Raw genomic sequence first — 17,450 nt, 5'->3', positions numbered from 1 at the left:
TCTATTTATAGTCTGCAATTGCAATCTGCGATTTGCAAAAGCCATATTCTTTTAAGTCGTTGCTACTTACAATGATGAGTTTATGGCTGCAATAAGTGCTAATAAGATCGTTATAGAGCTTATACCCTGTAACGTCTAGGTTGGTACAAGGCTCGTCAAGCAATAGCACATTTGTATCTGAAAAAATAGCTTGCGCTAGCTTGATACGCTGTTTCATACCGCTACTATAATATCGAATTTGCTTATTGGCATTTTTCTCTAAGCCAATGATGGCAATAATTTCAGCGATGGTGATGTTTGGTAATAAAGGTTTAAAGGCTGCATGAAATTGTAGAAACTCAGTAGCTGTCATTTCTTCTATTACTTCTAAATAGGGGGCTACTAAGGCGATGTGTTGGTAGAAATTGTCAACAGTCAACGGTCGACCGTCCACAGAAAATGCAATACTGCCTTCACTTGGATTGATGGCACCTGCAATGGTCTGTAACAAAGTACTTTTACCACTACCATTTGGGCCAATAATAGCATACGAATTACCCGCATGAAAGGTATAGGTACATTGTCGGAAAATCCAATCCCGATTGTAACGCTTGCCTGTATTTGTAAGTTGTATTTGCATATTTTTTTGTCATTCTGAGGAACGAAGAATCTGACCGTTGGCTAGCAGATGTTTCGTTCCTCAACATGACATAAAGAAAGCTGAATAAAGTATCTAAATGTACAAGTAGGTACTTCGTAAACTCAGTATAAACTTGCAACTTAGTATAATTGAAATACTACTGCTGGTCAACAAATATTCACTATTAACGATTGACTTTTGACGTATTTATTTTCTACTATAGTTTGGTGCTTCTTTGGTAATATCTACATCGTGTGCATGGCTTTCACGCATACCTGCATTGGTAATTTGAACAAAAGTAGCTTGTTGTAATGCCTTAATATCTTGCGCACCACAATAACCCATACCTGCACGTAAGCCGCCTACATATTGGTATACAACCTCACTAAGTGGCCCTTTATAAGCTATTCTACCTTCAATTCCTTCTGGTACAAATTTCTTTACATCGTCTTCTACATCTTGAAAATAGCGGTCGCCACTACCTTGACTCATAGCGCCTAAGCTGCCCATACCACGGTACTCTTTATACTTACGTGCTTCGTAAATAATGGTTTCACCAGGGCTTTCTTCTACACCTGCAAATACGCTACCCATCATTACCATATTAGCACCAGCAGCAAGTGCTTTTACCATGTCGCCCGTGTAGCGAATCCCACCATCGGCAATAACAGGGATGTTTTTACCTTTTAACGCATTAGAAGCTTCCATAATAGCTGTGAGCTGCGGTACGCCTGCGCCAGCTACAATACGTGTGGTACAAATAGAACCAGGGCCAATACCAACTTTCACACAATCTGCACCAGCGGCTGCAAGGGCTAAAGCGCCTTCTGCAGTACCAATATTGCCTGCTATAATCTGTAGTTTTTTAAAGTTTTTTCTTAAAGATTTTAAGGCATCTATAACGCCTTTGCTGTGACCATGCGCACTGTCTAAAGTGACTACATCTACACCTACAGCTTGTAGGGCTGCTGCACGGTCCATTAAATCTTTGGTAATACCTAAAGCTGCACCTACTAACAATCTACCAAAGCCGTCTTTTACAGCATTTGGGTTGTTGCTCAGTTGCAAAATGTCTCGGTAAGTAATTAAACCTACCAAAATACCTTGCTTAGTTACAACCGGTAATTTTTCAATTTTATATTGTTGTAATATTTTTTCCGCTTTTCTTAAATCGGTGCCTTCGGGTGCAGTTATAAGGTTGTCTTTGGTCATAACCTCCTTAATTTTTTTACTGCGGTTGGCGGTCTCAAAACGTAAGTCACGGTTAGTAAGAATACCAACTAATTTTTGATTGGCATCAACAATGGGTATACCACCAATGCGGTTTTCTCTCATTAACTTCAAAGCATCGGCAACAGTAGCTGTTTCACGTAAAGTGATTGGGTCGATAATCATACCACTTTCACTTCGTTTTACCTTGCGTACTTGTTCAGCTTGTTTTTCGATAGACATGTTTTTGTGTAAAATACCCAAGCCGCCTTCACGTGCCAATGCGATGGCTAAATTAGCTTCAGTAACGGTGTCCATAGCTGCTGACAGCATTGGTACGTTTAACAAAATGTCTTTGGTAAGATGCGATTGGATATTAACTTCACGAGGTAATACCTGACTGTAAGCAGGCATAAGCAAAACATCATCGAAAGTTAAACCAACACCAAATAAGCGAGAACTGCTATTGCTTTTTGCGGGAGATTTTATTGTTGCCATAGGCAAAGATAAAAGCAGAGAGAATATGTGGCAAATGAAGTTTTTTCAGTTACAGGTTACATGTTACTGGTTTGTTATATCGAACTAATAAAATTATAACGGCTTAACTGGCAACTGGCAACCAGTAACTATCACGCCAGTTTATACATTTTTCCTGGCAAGCAAATAATTAAGCCTTGTAGTTCTAAACCCAACATAGCAGCTGCAACTGAACTACTACTTAGTCCGGATTGTGGGTAAATGTCATCTATACCTACTAGTTCTTTTGCAGTCAAAATATTTACAATTGTTTGTTCATCTTGTGTGAGTGCTACAAATAGTTCACGCTGTTTTTTAGGTTTTGGCGCTTTGGTTTCCCAGCCCATCGTTTCTATTAAATGATTGACATCTGTAAATATGGCTGCTTTGTTTTGTTGAATCAATTTTAGGCAACCACTACTTTTAGTATCAGTAATTTTTCCAGGTACAGCAAAAAGATCTCTATTATAGTTATATGCTAGTTCTGCAGTAATCATGCTACCGCCTTTAGCTTGCGTTTCAATAACAATGGTACAATCTGCCATGCCTGCAACAATCCGATTTCTGCGTGGAAAATTGTGTTTGTCGGGCTTTGTACTTTTGGGAAATTCTGTTAATAAGCCACCGTTTAACAGTATGTCTTTGGCTAATGATTTATGTTGTGCGGGGTAGATGGTATCTAAGCCATGCGCTAAAACCCCTACTGTAGATAAGTTGTTTTGCACTGCCGATTTATGCGCTATTGCATCAATGCCAAAAGCTAAACCACTGATTATTAATACATTCAATGGTTGTAACGCTTCTATTATTTGCTCTGTTATTTGCTTGCCATAGTCGCTGTTGCTTCTTGTACCTATAATACTGACGATTTTGGTATTGTTTAAGTTTGCGTTACCACGGTAATACAAAACGGTAGGTGCATCGTAGCAGTGTAGCAAACGTTGCGGGTAATCAATGTCTTTTAAAAACAGCGGATTGATATGGTGTTTGTGGCAAAAGTTAATTTCTGCTTCGGCAGATTTAAAATCATCAAAATCTTTAATGGCTTTAGCTCTTACTTCACCAATCCCTTCTATGCTACTAAGTGTTTTTTTGGATGCTTTAAAAATTGAATTCGCATCACCAAAATGGTCTATCAATTGTTTTGCCTGCACTGCACCAATACCAATAACCTGCGTTAACGCTATTTGGTGTAAAATATCATTCGTCATAATATGATGAAGATAATATAAGTATCATTAATGGCAAATTATTTACATCCCAACAACTGTAAATTCTGTTCTTCTATTAGTGCTTCTACCTGCTTCAGTAGCGTTATCTGCAAGTGGTTTGGTTGCGCCAAAACCTTTGTATTGTAGGCGTTGCGGTGCAATACCTTTTTCAATTAAATAATCCACCACCGTTTTTGCTCTGTTGGTTGAAAGTTTTAAATTATCTTCTGCTTTGCCCACATTATCTGTATGGCCATCTACTTCAATTTTAATGGTAGGATTATCGGTTAATAATTGTAATAATTTATCCAATTCAATCTTGCTTACCGCTTTTAATTGGTATGAGTTGTTTTCAAACTGAATATTGTTAAGCGTTGTAATTTTATTCAGTTCTATCGGTTGTAGATAAATATCTTCTTTATAAATACTGTCTGCTATTTTGCTAGAAAGCTCGTACAGTTTACTAAAGTATAAGTAGCCTTTTCTATTTACGGCAAATGTGTAATCTTTCTTTACAGGTAAGGTTACAAAATAAAAGCCAGTTTCGTCGGTTTGTACATTCATCAAGGTTTTACCAGTATTGTTATCTATCAATTCTACATTGCTTGGCAAGCCTTTGCTGCTACTTTTATCGTACACAAAACCCTTTACATACAAGGTTTTATAAGGTTGCACATCTGCTCTTAGGTCAAATTTATACAAGTCTAAACCGCCTCTAGAATCGCTTCTATCGCTAGCATAGTAGGCACTTACGCCATTTGGCGCTACGGCAAGGCTACCTTCATTTTCTATAGTATTAATTGGGTAACCCAAATTTTCAGGTATGCTCCAAGCGCCTCCCAACCCTTTGCGCATAATAAAAATATCTGTGCCACCATAGCCCGGCAAACCGCTGGAGGTAAAGTATAAGGTTTGGTTATCTGCATGGATATAAGGCGCCGTTTCGTCGCCCAGGGTGTTTACATCTGGTCCCATATTAATGGCTTTACTCCAATTGCCTTTTTCGTCTCGGTAGCTTACATACAAGTCTGCGCCACCGTAGCCGCCAGGGCGATTACTGCTAAAATACAATGCACGTTTATCTGGGCTAAGGCTTGGTGCACTTTCCCAATAGCCTGTGTTGATATTAGAATCAAGATTTTGTGGTTCGCTCCAGCCAGTGGGCGTAGCATAGCAAATGTATAAGTCGAAATTATCGTGCGAATTATTGCCAATATTGCCAGCAAAAATCATCCATTCGCCATCGGCAGAAACACTGATGGCACCTTTAAAAGGCTCATCGTTAATATCGCCAGCAATTTTTACAGCTTTAGGTAACACTTCAGGGTTAGTAATATTGGCTTTGTAAAAATATTCGCCACCGCCTTCTCTGCGGGTAAATACTAGTAAGCTATCATTTACAGTTAATGAAGGAAAATATTCTGAGCGCTCGGTATTAATACTATCGCCAAGATTAATTGGATTAAAAATGTAGTTGTTGGGGGGATGTTTTTGTTGATAGTTAATGGCAAATGTGTAGCAGTCTTTTCGGTATTTTAAGCTTTTTAGGCTTCGTTCACCAAGGTTTGGCGTGGTGGCAAAGGCATTGATGGCCGCTAACGCTTCTTCAAATCTGCCTTCGCCAGCAAGATTAATAGAGTAGGGCAAATTGTATAACTTGAAATACATACTATCCTTCTCTCTAGCAAGCTCGTAATTGGCAATAGCGGCTTTGTAGTTTTTTAGCTCGCCATAAGCCCCTGCTAATGATAAATAAGCATCTACATAATTTTTATCAATGGCAATGCACTTTTCAAGGTCTGGAATGGCTTCTTTGTATTCGCCATAGCCAAGATGTTCCATGGCTTTTTGGTAAACCAGCAGCGCCTTTTTATTAACCTTATCTGGATTGTAGGTTTGCGAAAAACTGGTATATGACAATGCGATGGCTAGTATTAAAAAGAATGGCTTCATAACTATATAAAGCAGCAATTTCGGAAAAAGAGATGAGTTGTGCTTGTTAAAAGAATTTTGATTGATAAATGATGATTTTTTACATTATTTAGGCGTATAAAGACATTATATAGCATATTCAATAGCTTGCAAGAGGCTGTAGGTGCTTGCAAGAATAATTTTGGTTGTTGCAAGAAGCTGTAGCTGCTTGCATGCAGTAAAATACTTAATGCAAGCAGCTATAATTGATAAATACAGGCTTAAGGTACGTTGATGTATTTGTGTAATTGCAAACTCAATTCCCATTTTGGGTTTGCTTTTATATAGTCTATTATTAAAGGTGTAACCGTTGCGGCTTTGTCCCATTCTGGTTGCAGATATAGCTTACAAGTAGGCGATACTTGCGCTGCATAAGTTTCTGCCCAAGCAAAATCGTGTTTATTAAAGATGACGACTTTCAGTTCATTGGCAAAAGGCACTACTTCTGGCAATGGTGCTTTAAATTTTTTTGGTGAGAGGCAAATCCAATCCCAACTGCCACTTAAGGGCGAAGAGCCTGAGGTTTCTATATTGGTATGAAAGCCTTTTTGATGTAAAGCCTCAGTTAATGCATCCAAATTGTGCATAAGCGGCTCGCCGCCAGTGACTACAGCGAGAACCGAGTTAACCGTTGCAAGTTGTTGGTGACTGGTAGCTGGCTGGTTGACTTCTTCAACTGCTTTTTTTACAATCGTATCAATAGTTAGTTGTGGATGTTTTGAAGCATCCCAACTATCTTTTACATCGCACCAAACACAGCCCACATCGCAGCCGCCTAAGCGAATAAAATAGGCTGCACTGCCTTGGTAAAAGCCTTCACCTTGAATGGTGTAGAAGCTTTCCATTACAGGTAATGAATTTGAGATTTGTGAGGTATGATTGATAATTTGTGATTGCATTAGTGTGAATGGTGAATAGTCAATAGTCAATAGTCAATGGTCGCTTTAAGGCGCGAAGTTATACATTGCTGCACAAAGAAATGAACGTGCATACCGATAGCTATCGGTATTGCTATGCAACGAAGCCAAATACTAAGGCGAACGCTGGTAACATAATTCTTATCACACGAATTAAAAAAAATCAATAATTACCAAATGTTAAGAGTTGCGGCAATTAACCTAATTCTATTAATGTGATTATATGGATGGAATCAATTGCTAATTATTAATTAACACTATTGTTTTTGTAAGCCTGTAGCGTATTTTTAAGTAAACCAGCAATGGTCATAAGGCCTACACCACCTGGTACAGGCGTAATGGCAGATGATTTTGGTGCAACCTCATCAAAATCAACATCGCCTTTAATGCGAAAACCTTTTTTGGCTGTAGCGTCTTCCACACGTGTAATACCCACATCTATAATCACAGCACCGTCTTTTACCATTTCTGCTTTTACAAAGCCAGGCTTGCCTAGGGCGGCTACGATAATGTCTGCTTGTAAGCAAATTTCTTGCAAATTAGGTGTGTGGCTATGGCAAAGTGTAACCGTACTGTTGCCTTGAGGGTGATTACTGCTGAGTAAAATGCTCATTGGGCGGCCTACAATATTGCTGCGACCAATCACCACGGCGTGCTTGCCTTTGGTTTCAATATTAAAATGTTCGAGCATTAACATAATACCATAAGGTGTAGCAGGAATAAATGTTTGTAAGCCTTGCACCAACTTGCCTACACTTACGGGGTGAAAGCCATCTACATCTTTGGCAGGGCTGATGGCTTCTATCACTTTAGCTTCGCTGATGTGTTTTGGTAAAGGCAGTTGTACCAAAATGCCATCAACGGTGTTATCGTTGTTAAGTTCTGTTATTTTCGATAACAATTGTTCTTCAGTAATATTATTTTCAAAGCGTATAAGAGACGACTCGAAGCCAACTTCTTCGCAGTTTTTTACTTTGCTAGCCACATAAGTTTCGCTAGCACCATTATTTCCTATTAAAATAGCGGCAAGATGAGGTTTACGCTGATTATTTTGTAGTAATATATCAACTTCTGCTTTTAAAATCTGCTTTACCGAGGCTGCGGCTAGTTTGCCATCTAAAATTTTCATGTTGCAAAGATATTTAAAGAGGATTAAAAAGTTTGGTTCAATTCAAACAAGCGTTTATTAATAGTTAATATCACCAATAAATGCATATAATTTATTAGTATATGATTTTTTTTGCTTTTATTTTTCAGCTAGCCTGCATTATTTTATTGTTAAAATAGCTAATCGGTAACAAAGGCTTTTAAGAGGTGAAATATTATTTTTTAAAACTGCTGCAACATTTTTTTAACAATTTTTGCCATTAGTTAATATATTTGTAACGTTAATAATTTATTAATAATATGTTAACTGCCAGGCAATTTGAATCATTAATTAACAAAAATCAAGTTTACATGAGAAAAATTTTAGCTCTGTTGGCTATCATTCTTAGCGCAACAGCCACATTCGCACAAATCCGTACCGTCACAGGTAAGGTGATTGATCAGGTAGGCAAACCTGTTCCTTCTGCAACAATTTTAGTTAAAGGCACTCCTAAGGGTGTATCGGCTGATGAAAATGGTAATTTTAAAGTGTCGGCAAAAACTGGGGATGTTTTAACAGTGTCAGCAGTTAATTATACACCTATTAGCATTAAAGTTGGATCAGGTAGCAATATTTCGGTAACACTTTCAGCGAGTGAGTCGGTAATGGAAGAAGTTGTTGTAACAGCCTTGGGTGTAAAAAGGCAGCCTAAAGAATTAGGTTATTCTACAGCAAAGGTTTCTGCAAGTGAATTGACCCAAGCGCAAGGTACGAATATCGCAACTGGTTTAGCGGCTAAAGTTTCTGGTCTACAAATTAACCTTGTGAACAATGGTGTAAAGCCTGATACACGTATTACTTTAAGAGGCAATAGATCTTTCTTAGGAAATAACCAAGCATTATTGGTTGTGGACGATATTCAAACAGAAATTTCTTATATCAATTCTTTGAACCCAAATGATGTAGAAAATGTTACCGTTCTAAAAGGTGCTTCTGCATCTGCCTTATATGGTTCTGCTGCATCGAATGGTGTAATTATTGTGACAACCAAAAAAGGTGCAAAAGGAAAACCACGTGTTACGCTTAGTAGCACTGTTAACCTAGAATCTATTTCCTACATGCCAGAATTGCAAAATGAATTTGGTCAATTTGGCGGTGAAAATGATCCTAATGCTTACCCTGGTATCATATCAATCCCTGGTAGCCAACCAGGTGTATATTATGTACCTTATGAAAATCAAAGCTATGGTCCTCGTTTTAATGGTCAAAAAGTGCCAATAGGTGCCCCTATTAGAGTATATAAACCAGATGGTTCTTATACAATTCAACAAGATTCAACTACTTATTCTGCTATTCCAGATGCTAAGAGAAAATTCTTCAATACTGGCGTTTCTACTATTAACGATATTTCTTATGCAGCTGGTGATGACAAGAGCAAATTTTACTTGTCTTTCCAAGATGTAAACACATCGGGGGTTTTGCCTAAAGATGTAAATCACAGAAACACTATCCGTATTAATGGTTCAAGAGAAAGTGGTATTTTCAAGGCTGAATACACATTAGGGTATACTTTAACACACACTAATACAACACCTGGCACAAACGTACCATTTACGTATGGTACTTCTGGCATTGGTGGCGGTTATACTGGTGGTGGTTCTTATTTCCAAAATAGACCTGTTTATTGGACAGTTATCAATACGCCTCCAAATGTGGATCTTAGAAAATATAGAGATTGGCAAAACAATCCATTTGCTTCACCTGATGGTTACTTCAACGCTTATTATGGTAATCCTTGGTGGCAGATTGATCAAACAAGATTGGATGAAAAAAGTAATGATATCTTAGGTAATATTGCTTTAACGCTTACACCATTTAAATGGTTGACACTTAATTACAAAGCGGGTATTGTTCGTAATGATTATAATAATAAATACACGCAAGCTGGCTATACCTTCGCTTCTTGGGCTATTGCAGATACATTAGGTTCTGGTAATATCCCTTCTGGTGTTAAGAAATTATCACCATCTCAAGGTGATGCAGTAAGTTTCAACCAAAGATTAACTAGCGATTTCTTAGCCTCTGCACACAAAAAATTTGGTAACGTTGATGTAAAATTCATTGCTGGTACATCCTTAATTGACAAAACATTAAGACTTTTCAGCGGCTCTGCAAGTGCTTTAGTAATACCTGATTTTTACAATATTAGTAACCGTCTTGGTAATCCTGTGGTTGGCGAGCAAATACAACAAACACGTGTTTTGGGTGTGTTTGGGGATTTAACACTAGGTTATAAGAATTATTTATTTGTTCACGGTTCTTTGAGAAACGATTGGAACAGTGTTTTATCTGCTTCAAACAGATCTTATCTGTACCCATCAGTTGATGCGGCCTTTGTATTTACAGATGCTATTCCTTTTTTCAAAAACCAAAATTTATTAAATTTTGGTAAAATAAGTGTGGCACATAGCCAAACTGCTCAAGTAAGTATCGGTGCGTATGCTTTACAAAATACGTTCAATCCTGGTGCAGGATTTCCTTTCGGTAGTGTAGCGGGTTATTCAGTAAACGGTTCTTATGCTAACCCCAATATTAAACCTGAAATTAGTACAGATAATGAAATTGATCTTCAATTAGAATTCTTTAAAAGTAGAATTAAATTTTCTGGTAGCTATTACAGTACTGTCACTAAAAATCAAACCATACCAATTGGTATTTCTTCAACAACTGGTTATACTTCAGCCTTTGTTAACTCAGGAGAAATGGATAATAAAGGTATAGAACTAGATTTGAAAGTAACCCCATTAGTACAATTGAAAAGTGGATTTAGATGGGATGTTGGTATGAACTTTTCTTACAACAAAAACACAGTTGTAGATGCAGGTTCTCAATATGGTCTTACACAAGTAGTAATAGGTGGTAATTCAATTGCACAAGTTGGTTTACCTTATGCACAAGTACAAACCAACGACTGGCAACGCGATGATCAAGGTAGAATTATTGTAAGTTCACTTACAGGTTACCCAACTTTAGATCCAAAACTAAAATTATTCGGAACAGCTAATGCGCCAACTAAAGTAGGTATTACATCAAGCGTTAGTTACAAAGGATTTACATTAAATGTAGTAGCTGACGGCAGATTTGGTGCAGTAATTTATAATAGCCTTGGTTCTAGTTTAGATTTTACAGGCGTGTCTGCTTATTCAGCACAATCTGGTCGTCAACCATTTGTGATTCCTAATTCCAGTTATTTATCTGGTGGTAAATATGTTGCAAATACCAATATACTTACTCAAGATGGTAACAACTTGTTTTGGGCGAACGTTTGGAATACAGCAGGTAGCAACTATGTAAATAGTGCTGATTTTTGGAAATTGAGAGAAATTTCATTAACATACAGTTTCCCTAGAAAATGGTTAGCACCTTTGAAAGCAGTGAATGGCATTAATTTATCAGTGGTAGGTAGAAATTTGGCTACTTGGAAAGCGAAAGGTAATGTATGGTCGGATCCAGAATTTGCTAATACCTCAGGCAATGCAACTGGTTTGACAAATATCAACCAATTGCCTCCAACAAAGTTCTACGGATTTAATTTAACTGTAATATTCTAATTTTAACACTGACAATCATTAAATATTTTAACAATGAAAAAGAAACTGCTCACAATATGTTTATCGGCTCTTATAATAATGGTCGGTGCAGGTTGTTCAAAAAGTTATTTTGATATTAATAATAACCCTAACTCTGCTACAAATACAACGCCTGAATTGGTACTGCCTCAAGCATTAACCGCTACCGCTTCTGGACAAATTATTGATTACACTTTTGTAAGTGAATGGTTGGGTTATTGGTGTCCAAGTGGTAGCTATGCCATTAGTTCATCTGACTTGGCATCTTACAGACAAACGACCAGTTTTGGTGATGGTATCTGGACTAGTTTTTACCATAATTTAGAAGATTATGATTATATCGAACAGGCTGCAAAAACTCAAAGTAAAAGTTTTTACCAAGGAACGGCCATCGTTATGAAGTCTTTTGTTTTTCAACAATTGGTAGATATGTTTAATAATGTACCTTATAGCCAAGCATTTAAAGGTACAAATGTTATTCAACCTAGTTACGACGGTGCACAAGCGATCTATGAAAATATTGCAGCTAGATTAGACACTGCTGTAACACTTTTTAAAAGAGCAGATGCTGTTGCCGCTTCTAACAGTGATGTTTTGTTTAACGGCGATAATGGTAAATGGATTCAATTTGCCAATACATTAAAATTAAGAATTTTGATGCGTCAAACGCAAATGGCTGGTAGAACTAGCTATATCCAATCACAAATTGCAAAAATTACTGCAAATGGTGGTGGCTTTTTAAGTTCTGATGCTGCTGTGAATCCAGGATATGCTAATAATAGTGGGCAACAAAATCCATTTTACGGTTTCTGTATTAATACTGCAGGAACTTATATCGGTGATTTCTGGCGTGCGAACCAATACCCAATTAGCTTTTGCATGAGCAACAATGACCCACGCTACCAATATTTATACGCGCCTACGTCAAATGGAGGTATTTATCAAGGTAACGTAATCGGTTCAGCTACTAACCACGCGGCTAATTCAGCTTCTACTTTTGGTCCAGGTCTTTTAAAATCAGCTAGTCAACCAGCAGTTTTGATTAGTGGTGCTGAAAGTTTTTTTCTACAAGCAGAAGCAGGTTTGAAAGGTTTAATATCTAATTCACCATCCGCATTATTTCAAAATGGTGTGCAATCATCATTTAGTTATTTGGGTGCAGGTAGTGCAGCAAGCTATTACACGCAAAGTAATGTAAATACTAATTATGATGCATGTACCACAGATGCGCAAAGATTGGCCTGTATTATTAGACAAAAATGGATGGCTATGAATACTGTAACGCCATTTGAAGCTTGGGCAGACTATCGTAGATTAGGTTTACCTGCTGATGTACCCCTATCGGTATCACCTTATGTAGATGTGTTAGCTATTCCTGTAAGAATACTATACCCTGCTAGTGAATACCAAACAAATGCCGCCAATGTTGGTAGCCAAGGCACTATCAATCATCATACTTCAAAAATTTTCTGGATGCCATAAGTTGGCGAATCTAATTCATATTTAAATACTTTACAATGAAAAAACATACAATTAATTTATGGCTTAGTGTCGTTGTCTTGGTGATTGTTTCTTTCACATCTTGTGTAAAAGACGTGAATAAAGGGACAATTGTTGATGGATTACAACCAACGGTATCAATTCTTGAAGGCGGTCTAGTGAACTTCAGTCAGTTGGCATTGAGTTATCCTTCTACCGACCCTTCTGACACCTTCTATTTTCATGCAAATTATGCAGCAACAAATGTTGCACCAAAGGATATTACAGTTACATTGGCTTATGATGCTGCTGCGCTTGCATCTTACAATGCAACAAGTTCAGTTAAATATACAAAATGTCCAGACAGTATCTATTCGTTTAAGGCTACAACTGTAACTATTAAAGCTGGTCAGAGTTATTCGTCTTTAATACCTATGGTATTTTTTCCAAGCAAAATAGATCCTACGCAAAACTATATGTTACCGATAAGCATTACAGATGCTCAAGGGAATAATATTAGTGGAAATTTTGGTACAATTTATTTCCATTTTATTGGGAATCCAATAGCAGGTGCTTATAATGAAGAATGGATTCGTTTTAACAATGCGGCCGGTTCTGGTTCACCATCTTATGATAGATTCTATTCTAATGTATTCTCAGCAAACAATCCAACAGAAGTGTCGGTGCAAAGTGGTGGAAATGGATTGGTATTTATCATAGACTTTACCAATAATGGAGGGGTGTTAAGTAACTTTACTGCAACTATCGATCCTGCAAGTTACGGTAACGCTGGTTTGGGTAGTTTAATAAGTGGACCAACAATTGTTGCTGATCCAATTAACAAGATATACACGATTAATTTTTCGTATACAAATACTTCTGGTGCAGGACGTAATGTAACCGAGATTTTCAAAAAGTAATCGTATCTTAAATCTTTAAGCAGATTGAGTTCCATAATAGAACTATGGGCAAAAGAAAGATTAGTAAATAGCTTATATTTTTTATCTTAAATATAATAGGCTGTCTCAAAATATGAGACAGCCTATTTTTATTAGTCGTTTCAAGATATGTAAGTCTCAAGACAATTATATCTTTTATTTAGTAATACTGATTGGGCTAATCTTATGATCCACTAATAAAACAAAATGCATCGCATCTGTTAATATCGTAATGAAATATTTGTATCTAATTAATGAAAACAGAAGTTTCATTACCCAAGATTCAAGCGGGTTAAGAGAATGATATAAATCTTAGTGTATTTATCTTTTACCAAATTTAACCTAGTCCGTTTTATAAAGCAATTATTACCAATAAATATAACTAAATAAAGATAATTTGTATTAAAATATATTTAATGTATTAAGATTGCATGTAAAATATATTTTATTAAGTCTAATTGTTAATATATCTGCTTATGATTTACATAATAAACATATTTAAGCCTTGCTTATGATAAATGACCATCAAATTAAAAAATATTGCATCGTGAAGGGTAATTATTTTTATTGCCCTATTTTTTGAAAATATTTTAAGTTTGGTCATCTAAGCCTACGATTTTGATAATAATCATTGCCTTTAATAAATTTTATCTAAAATGGCTTTTTTCTAAGCTTTTTACTAAGTAAGTGTTTGCAACATTTCGTTAACAATTTCTGTCTTATCCTTTTATATTTGGCATTCTTAACATTTCGTTAAGAATCAAATAACTAATTGATAATATAACAAGTTTTTTAACCAAAAATCAAGTTTAAATGAGAAAATTTCTGACGCTTTTGGTTATGGTAGTGTTTACAACACTAGCCATGGCTCAAAACAAGACAGTTACTGGTAAAGTAACTGACGAGAAAGGTGCACCAGTTGCAAATGCATCTGTTGTTGTAAAAGGAACTACAAAAGGTGTTACCACATCTTCAGATGGTAGTTTTTCGGTAGCTGTACCTGCCACTGCGAAAACATTGGTAATTTCTTCTGTAAATTTTCTTTCGCAAGATGTTGCGATTAAATCGGGCGTTCTTTCTGTATCATTAAAATCTACAAATACTACTTTGGATGAGGTAGTTGTAGTAGCCTATGGTACACAAAAGAAAACTACTTTAACTGGGTCTCAATCAACAGTTAAAAGTGCTCAAATTGAGGATAAGCCATTCTCATCTGTTGACAAAGCTTTACAAGGTACCGTTGCTGGTTTACAATCATCTTCTACCACTGGTGCGCCAGGATCTAACCAAAACATAGTTATTAGAGGTTTTGGGTCTATTTCTGCAAATAATGATCCTTTATGGGTATTGGATGGCGTAGTTGTAAATACTGGGCAAGTTTCTAGCTTAGCTACTAGTTCTAATTTATTGAGTACTTTAAATCCAAATGATATCGAAGATATCACTGTATTGAAAGATGCGGCTTCTGCATCAATCTATGGTAGCCGTGCTGCTAATGGTGTCATTCTAGTTACAACAAAAAAAGGTAAATCTGGCGCTACTAAGTTTAGAGCAGACGCTTATACTGGACAATCAAATACAGCGTATAAAAACGATGCCTATCAACCTTTAAATGCTAGCCAATACGCAACGATTACCAAAGAAGGTTTAATTAATGCAGGCTATGCAACTTCTGCCACAGTTGATGCATTATTTAATTCGAACTTTGCTACTACGCTTACCTATCCTGCTCCGGTAAATACTGATTGGTTGGGTGCAGTAACAAGAAATGGCCAACAACATGAGTATAATTTAAGTGCCAGTGGTGGTAATGATAAAACTATATTCTTCATGTCGGGCGGTTATCACCAAGAAGACGGTACCGTTATTGCAACTGATTTTAAAAGATGGTCAGGTAATATACGTTTAGAAAATAAGGCTACTGATAAATTAACACTTGGATTTAATTTAAATGGTGGTGTTACAAAACAAAATACGCCTTTAAATGGTGGTGCTTTTGGTAATCCAGTGTTGAGTTCTTTCTTCTTATTGCCTGGTTTATCTCCATACAAACCTGACGGTACATTGAACTATAATACATCTGACTTTAATCCTAGTACTGGTGTTAGTTCTTTATACAATCCAATTGCAATTGCAGCTTTAGACAAAAGACAATTAAAAGGGTTAAGCTTGAGAGGCTCTGTGTTTGGTGAATATAAAATATTACCAACCTTAACTTTCAGATCACAATTTGGTCTTGACTACAATACTCTGGAAGAAGAGCAATATAATAACCCATTCTACGGTGATGGTTTTAGCAGAAATGGTAGATCTTTCTCATATTATACACGCTATTCTAACTGGGATTGGGCAAATACTTTGGCTTACTCGAAGAAATTCTTACGCTCTGGTGATCTAGCTGTGAATGTAAAAGTTGGTTATGAGTCTCAATTAAATAAAGGTTATTTTACCCAAGTAGGTAACTCTAATTTCCCTCCAACAACACAATTAACAGTTGCATCTATCGGTGCTACACCAATTACTGCAAATTCTACCGGTTCTGATAATGCAATTGTTGGTGCATTTTCTCAAGCTAACATAAGCTACAAAGAAAAATATAACATTTCTGGTAGTTTCCGTAATGACGGTGCTTCAGTTTTCGGTGTAAACAAGAAGTACGGTAATTTCTGGTCAATCGGTGGAAGTTGGAATGTTGATCGTGAGAAATTTATGGAAAGTGTCAAATTCATCAGTCAATTAAAACTGAGAGCATCATATGGTTTAAATGGTAACTCTGCTGGCATAGGCAACTACTTGGCTTTGCCTTTATATGGCTACGGTTCAAACTATAATTCTAACCCAGGTAGTGCGCCAAGTACTACACAACCTGGTAATCCAAACTTAACTTGGGAGGTTAACAAACCACTTGATTTTGGTGTTGATATTGGATTCTTGAAAAATAGACTAACTGTAACTTTTGATTATTATAATCGTAAAACAACGTCTTTGTTGTTGAATGTTCCAGTACCACCAAGTACAGGTTATCTTTCATTCCCGGATAACATTGGTGCAATGGAAAACAAGGGTGTTGAGTTTGCTGTGAATGCTATTCCAGTACAAAGCAAAAATTTTGAATGGGATGTGACTTTTAATATTGCAAACAACAAAAATACTGTTACTGCACTTCCAGGTGGTGCGGATATTTTGTCTGGTAACTTTATTCGTCGTGTAGGTTATGATTTCCAAAGTTTTTATACTAGATTATATGCAGGCGTAGATCCTACAAATGGTGATCCACTTTGGTATGTAGATGGTACAAAAACTACTAAAACTAATGTTTACAACAACGCACTTCGTCAAGTGTATAACTCGGGCTCACCTAAATTCTTTGGTGGATTTGGTAATACATTTAAATATAAAGGATTTAGTTTAAGTGCCAACTTCTACTTTAACTTTGGTAACTACGTGCGTGATACATGGGGTAGCTATTATGATGGTGCAGGTTTCGGTGGTGGCTTTAATAAAGTACAAAGAGTGCTTGATAGATGGACTACACCTGGTCAAATTACAGATATTCCCAAATACATATACGGCGGTAATAAAAACGCTCAGAATTTCTCAACGTTCTACTTAGCTAAAGGTGACTACATTAGATTAAGAGATATTACTGTTGGTTATGATATTCCAAAATCAGTATCTACAAAATTACACATTGGTTCAGTTCATTTTTATGTAAGAGGTTCAAACTTATGGACATGGGTTAAGGATTCTAAAATGCCTTTCGATCCTGAACAAGGTGTTGGTAGTGCTACAAACCTAGAAGTATTTATACCAAAAACTGTTGTTGCGGGTCTTAATATCAGTTTATAACCATTAATCAGAACATAAAAAAATA

At 36.6% G+C, this 17,450-nt stretch carries 10 protein-coding genes; 4 read left to right on the top strand and 6 right to left on the bottom strand.

Annotated features, from left to right (window positions below; all coding sequences use genetic code 11):
* Position 1: 1 nt before the first annotated feature.
* The 6 genes from ACFOW1_RS07390 to ACFOW1_RS07365 form a co-directional block, all read right to left on the bottom strand.
* Positions 2-619 (bottom strand): ABC transporter ATP-binding protein, encoded by a 618-nt coding sequence (locus ACFOW1_RS07390; protein WP_379013286.1) that lies wholly within the window; start codon positions 617-619, stop codon positions 2-4.
* Between the two features lie 207 nt (positions 620-826).
* Positions 827-2,326 (bottom strand): IMP dehydrogenase, encoded by a 1,500-nt coding sequence (gene guaB / locus ACFOW1_RS07385; RefSeq protein ID WP_379013285.1) that lies wholly within the window; start codon positions 2,324-2,326, stop codon positions 827-829.
* Between the two features lie 131 nt (positions 2,327-2,457).
* Positions 2,458-3,555, bottom strand: a complete 1,098-nt coding sequence (dprA, locus tag ACFOW1_RS07380) for a DNA-processing protein DprA (protein WP_379013284.1) — start codon at positions 3,553-3,555, stop codon at positions 2,458-2,460.
* Positions 3,556-3,597: 42 nt separating this feature from the next.
* The gene (locus ACFOW1_RS07375) at positions 3,598-5,508 is read right to left on the bottom strand and encodes an OmpA family protein (RefSeq protein ID WP_379013283.1); all 1,911 of its coding nucleotides are present in this window, start codon (positions 5,506-5,508) and stop codon (positions 3,598-3,600) included.
* Between the two features lie 239 nt (positions 5,509-5,747).
* Positions 5,748-6,425: a 7-carboxy-7-deazaguanine synthase QueE gene (locus tag ACFOW1_RS07370; RefSeq protein WP_379013282.1), complete on the bottom strand. Its 678-nt coding sequence runs from the start codon at positions 6,423-6,425 to the stop codon at positions 5,748-5,750.
* 265 nt (positions 6,426-6,690) lie between these two features.
* Positions 6,691-7,572, bottom strand: a complete 882-nt coding sequence (locus tag ACFOW1_RS07365) for a bifunctional 5,10-methylenetetrahydrofolate dehydrogenase/5,10-methenyltetrahydrofolate cyclohydrolase (protein ID WP_379013280.1) — start codon at positions 7,570-7,572, stop codon at positions 6,691-6,693.
* A gap of 329 nt (positions 7,573-7,901) precedes the next feature.
* Between ACFOW1_RS07365 and ACFOW1_RS07360 the strand changes: the two genes are divergently transcribed.
* The 4 genes from ACFOW1_RS07360 (at position 7,902) to ACFOW1_RS07345 (ending at position 17,425) form a co-directional block, all read left to right on the top strand.
* A complete protein-coding gene (locus ACFOW1_RS07360; RefSeq protein WP_379013278.1) occupies positions 7,902-11,141 on the top strand; it encodes a SusC/RagA family TonB-linked outer membrane protein in 3,240 nt (1,079 codons plus the stop codon).
* Between the two features lie 33 nt (positions 11,142-11,174).
* Entirely contained in the window at positions 11,175-12,641 is a 1,467-nt protein-coding gene (locus ACFOW1_RS07355; protein ID WP_379013277.1) for a SusD/RagB family nutrient-binding outer membrane lipoprotein, read from the top strand.
* A 35-nt stretch (positions 12,642-12,676) separates the two neighbouring features.
* Positions 12,677-13,558, top strand: a complete 882-nt coding sequence (locus tag ACFOW1_RS07350; protein WP_379013276.1) for a DUF1735 domain-containing protein — start codon at positions 12,677-12,679, stop codon at positions 13,556-13,558.
* Between the two features lie 831 nt (positions 13,559-14,389).
* On the top strand, positions 14,390-17,425 hold the full coding sequence (locus tag ACFOW1_RS07345) for a SusC/RagA family TonB-linked outer membrane protein (protein WP_379013275.1): 3,036 nt from the start codon (positions 14,390-14,392) through the stop codon (positions 17,423-17,425).
* The last annotated feature ends 25 nt before the right edge of the window (positions 17,426-17,450 follow it).

The organism is Parasediminibacterium paludis (assembly GCF_042651445.1).
In the GTDB taxonomy this organism is placed as follows: domain Bacteria; phylum Bacteroidota; class Bacteroidia; order Chitinophagales; family Chitinophagaceae; genus Parasediminibacterium; species Parasediminibacterium paludis.
The sequence above is the reverse complement of the archived record's forward strand: the minus strand, read 5'-3'. Positions and strand labels throughout refer to the sequence as shown.

Coding starts and splice junctions, on each gene's coding strand:
- ACFOW1_RS07365 (WP_379013280.1), bottom strand. CDS start 7,572: ATGAAAATTTTAGATGGCAAACTAGCCGCAGCCTCGGTAAAGCAGATT.
- guaB (WP_379013285.1), bottom strand. CDS start 2,326: ATGGCAACAATAAAATCTCCCGCAAAAAGCAATAGCAGTTCTCGCTTA.
- dprA (WP_379013284.1), bottom strand. CDS start 3,555: ATGACGAATGATATTTTACACCAAATAGCGTTAACGCAGGTTATTGGT.
- ACFOW1_RS07360 (WP_379013278.1), top strand. CDS start 7,902: ATGAGAAAAATTTTAGCTCTGTTGGCTATCATTCTTAGCGCAACAGCC.
- ACFOW1_RS07345 (WP_379013275.1), top strand. CDS start 14,390: ATGAGAAAATTTCTGACGCTTTTGGTTATGGTAGTGTTTACAACACTA.
- ACFOW1_RS07375 (WP_379013283.1), bottom strand. CDS start 5,508: ATGAAGCCATTCTTTTTAATACTAGCCATCGCATTGTCATATACCAGT.
- ACFOW1_RS07350 (WP_379013276.1), top strand. CDS start 12,677: ATGAAAAAACATACAATTAATTTATGGCTTAGTGTCGTTGTCTTGGTG.
- ACFOW1_RS07370 (WP_379013282.1), bottom strand. CDS start 6,425: ATGCAATCACAAATTATCAATCATACCTCACAAATCTCAAATTCATTA.
- ACFOW1_RS07390 (WP_379013286.1), bottom strand. CDS start 619: ATGCAAATACAACTTACAAATACAGGCAAGCGTTACAATCGGGATTGG.
- ACFOW1_RS07355 (WP_379013277.1), top strand. CDS start 11,175: ATGAAAAAGAAACTGCTCACAATATGTTTATCGGCTCTTATAATAATG.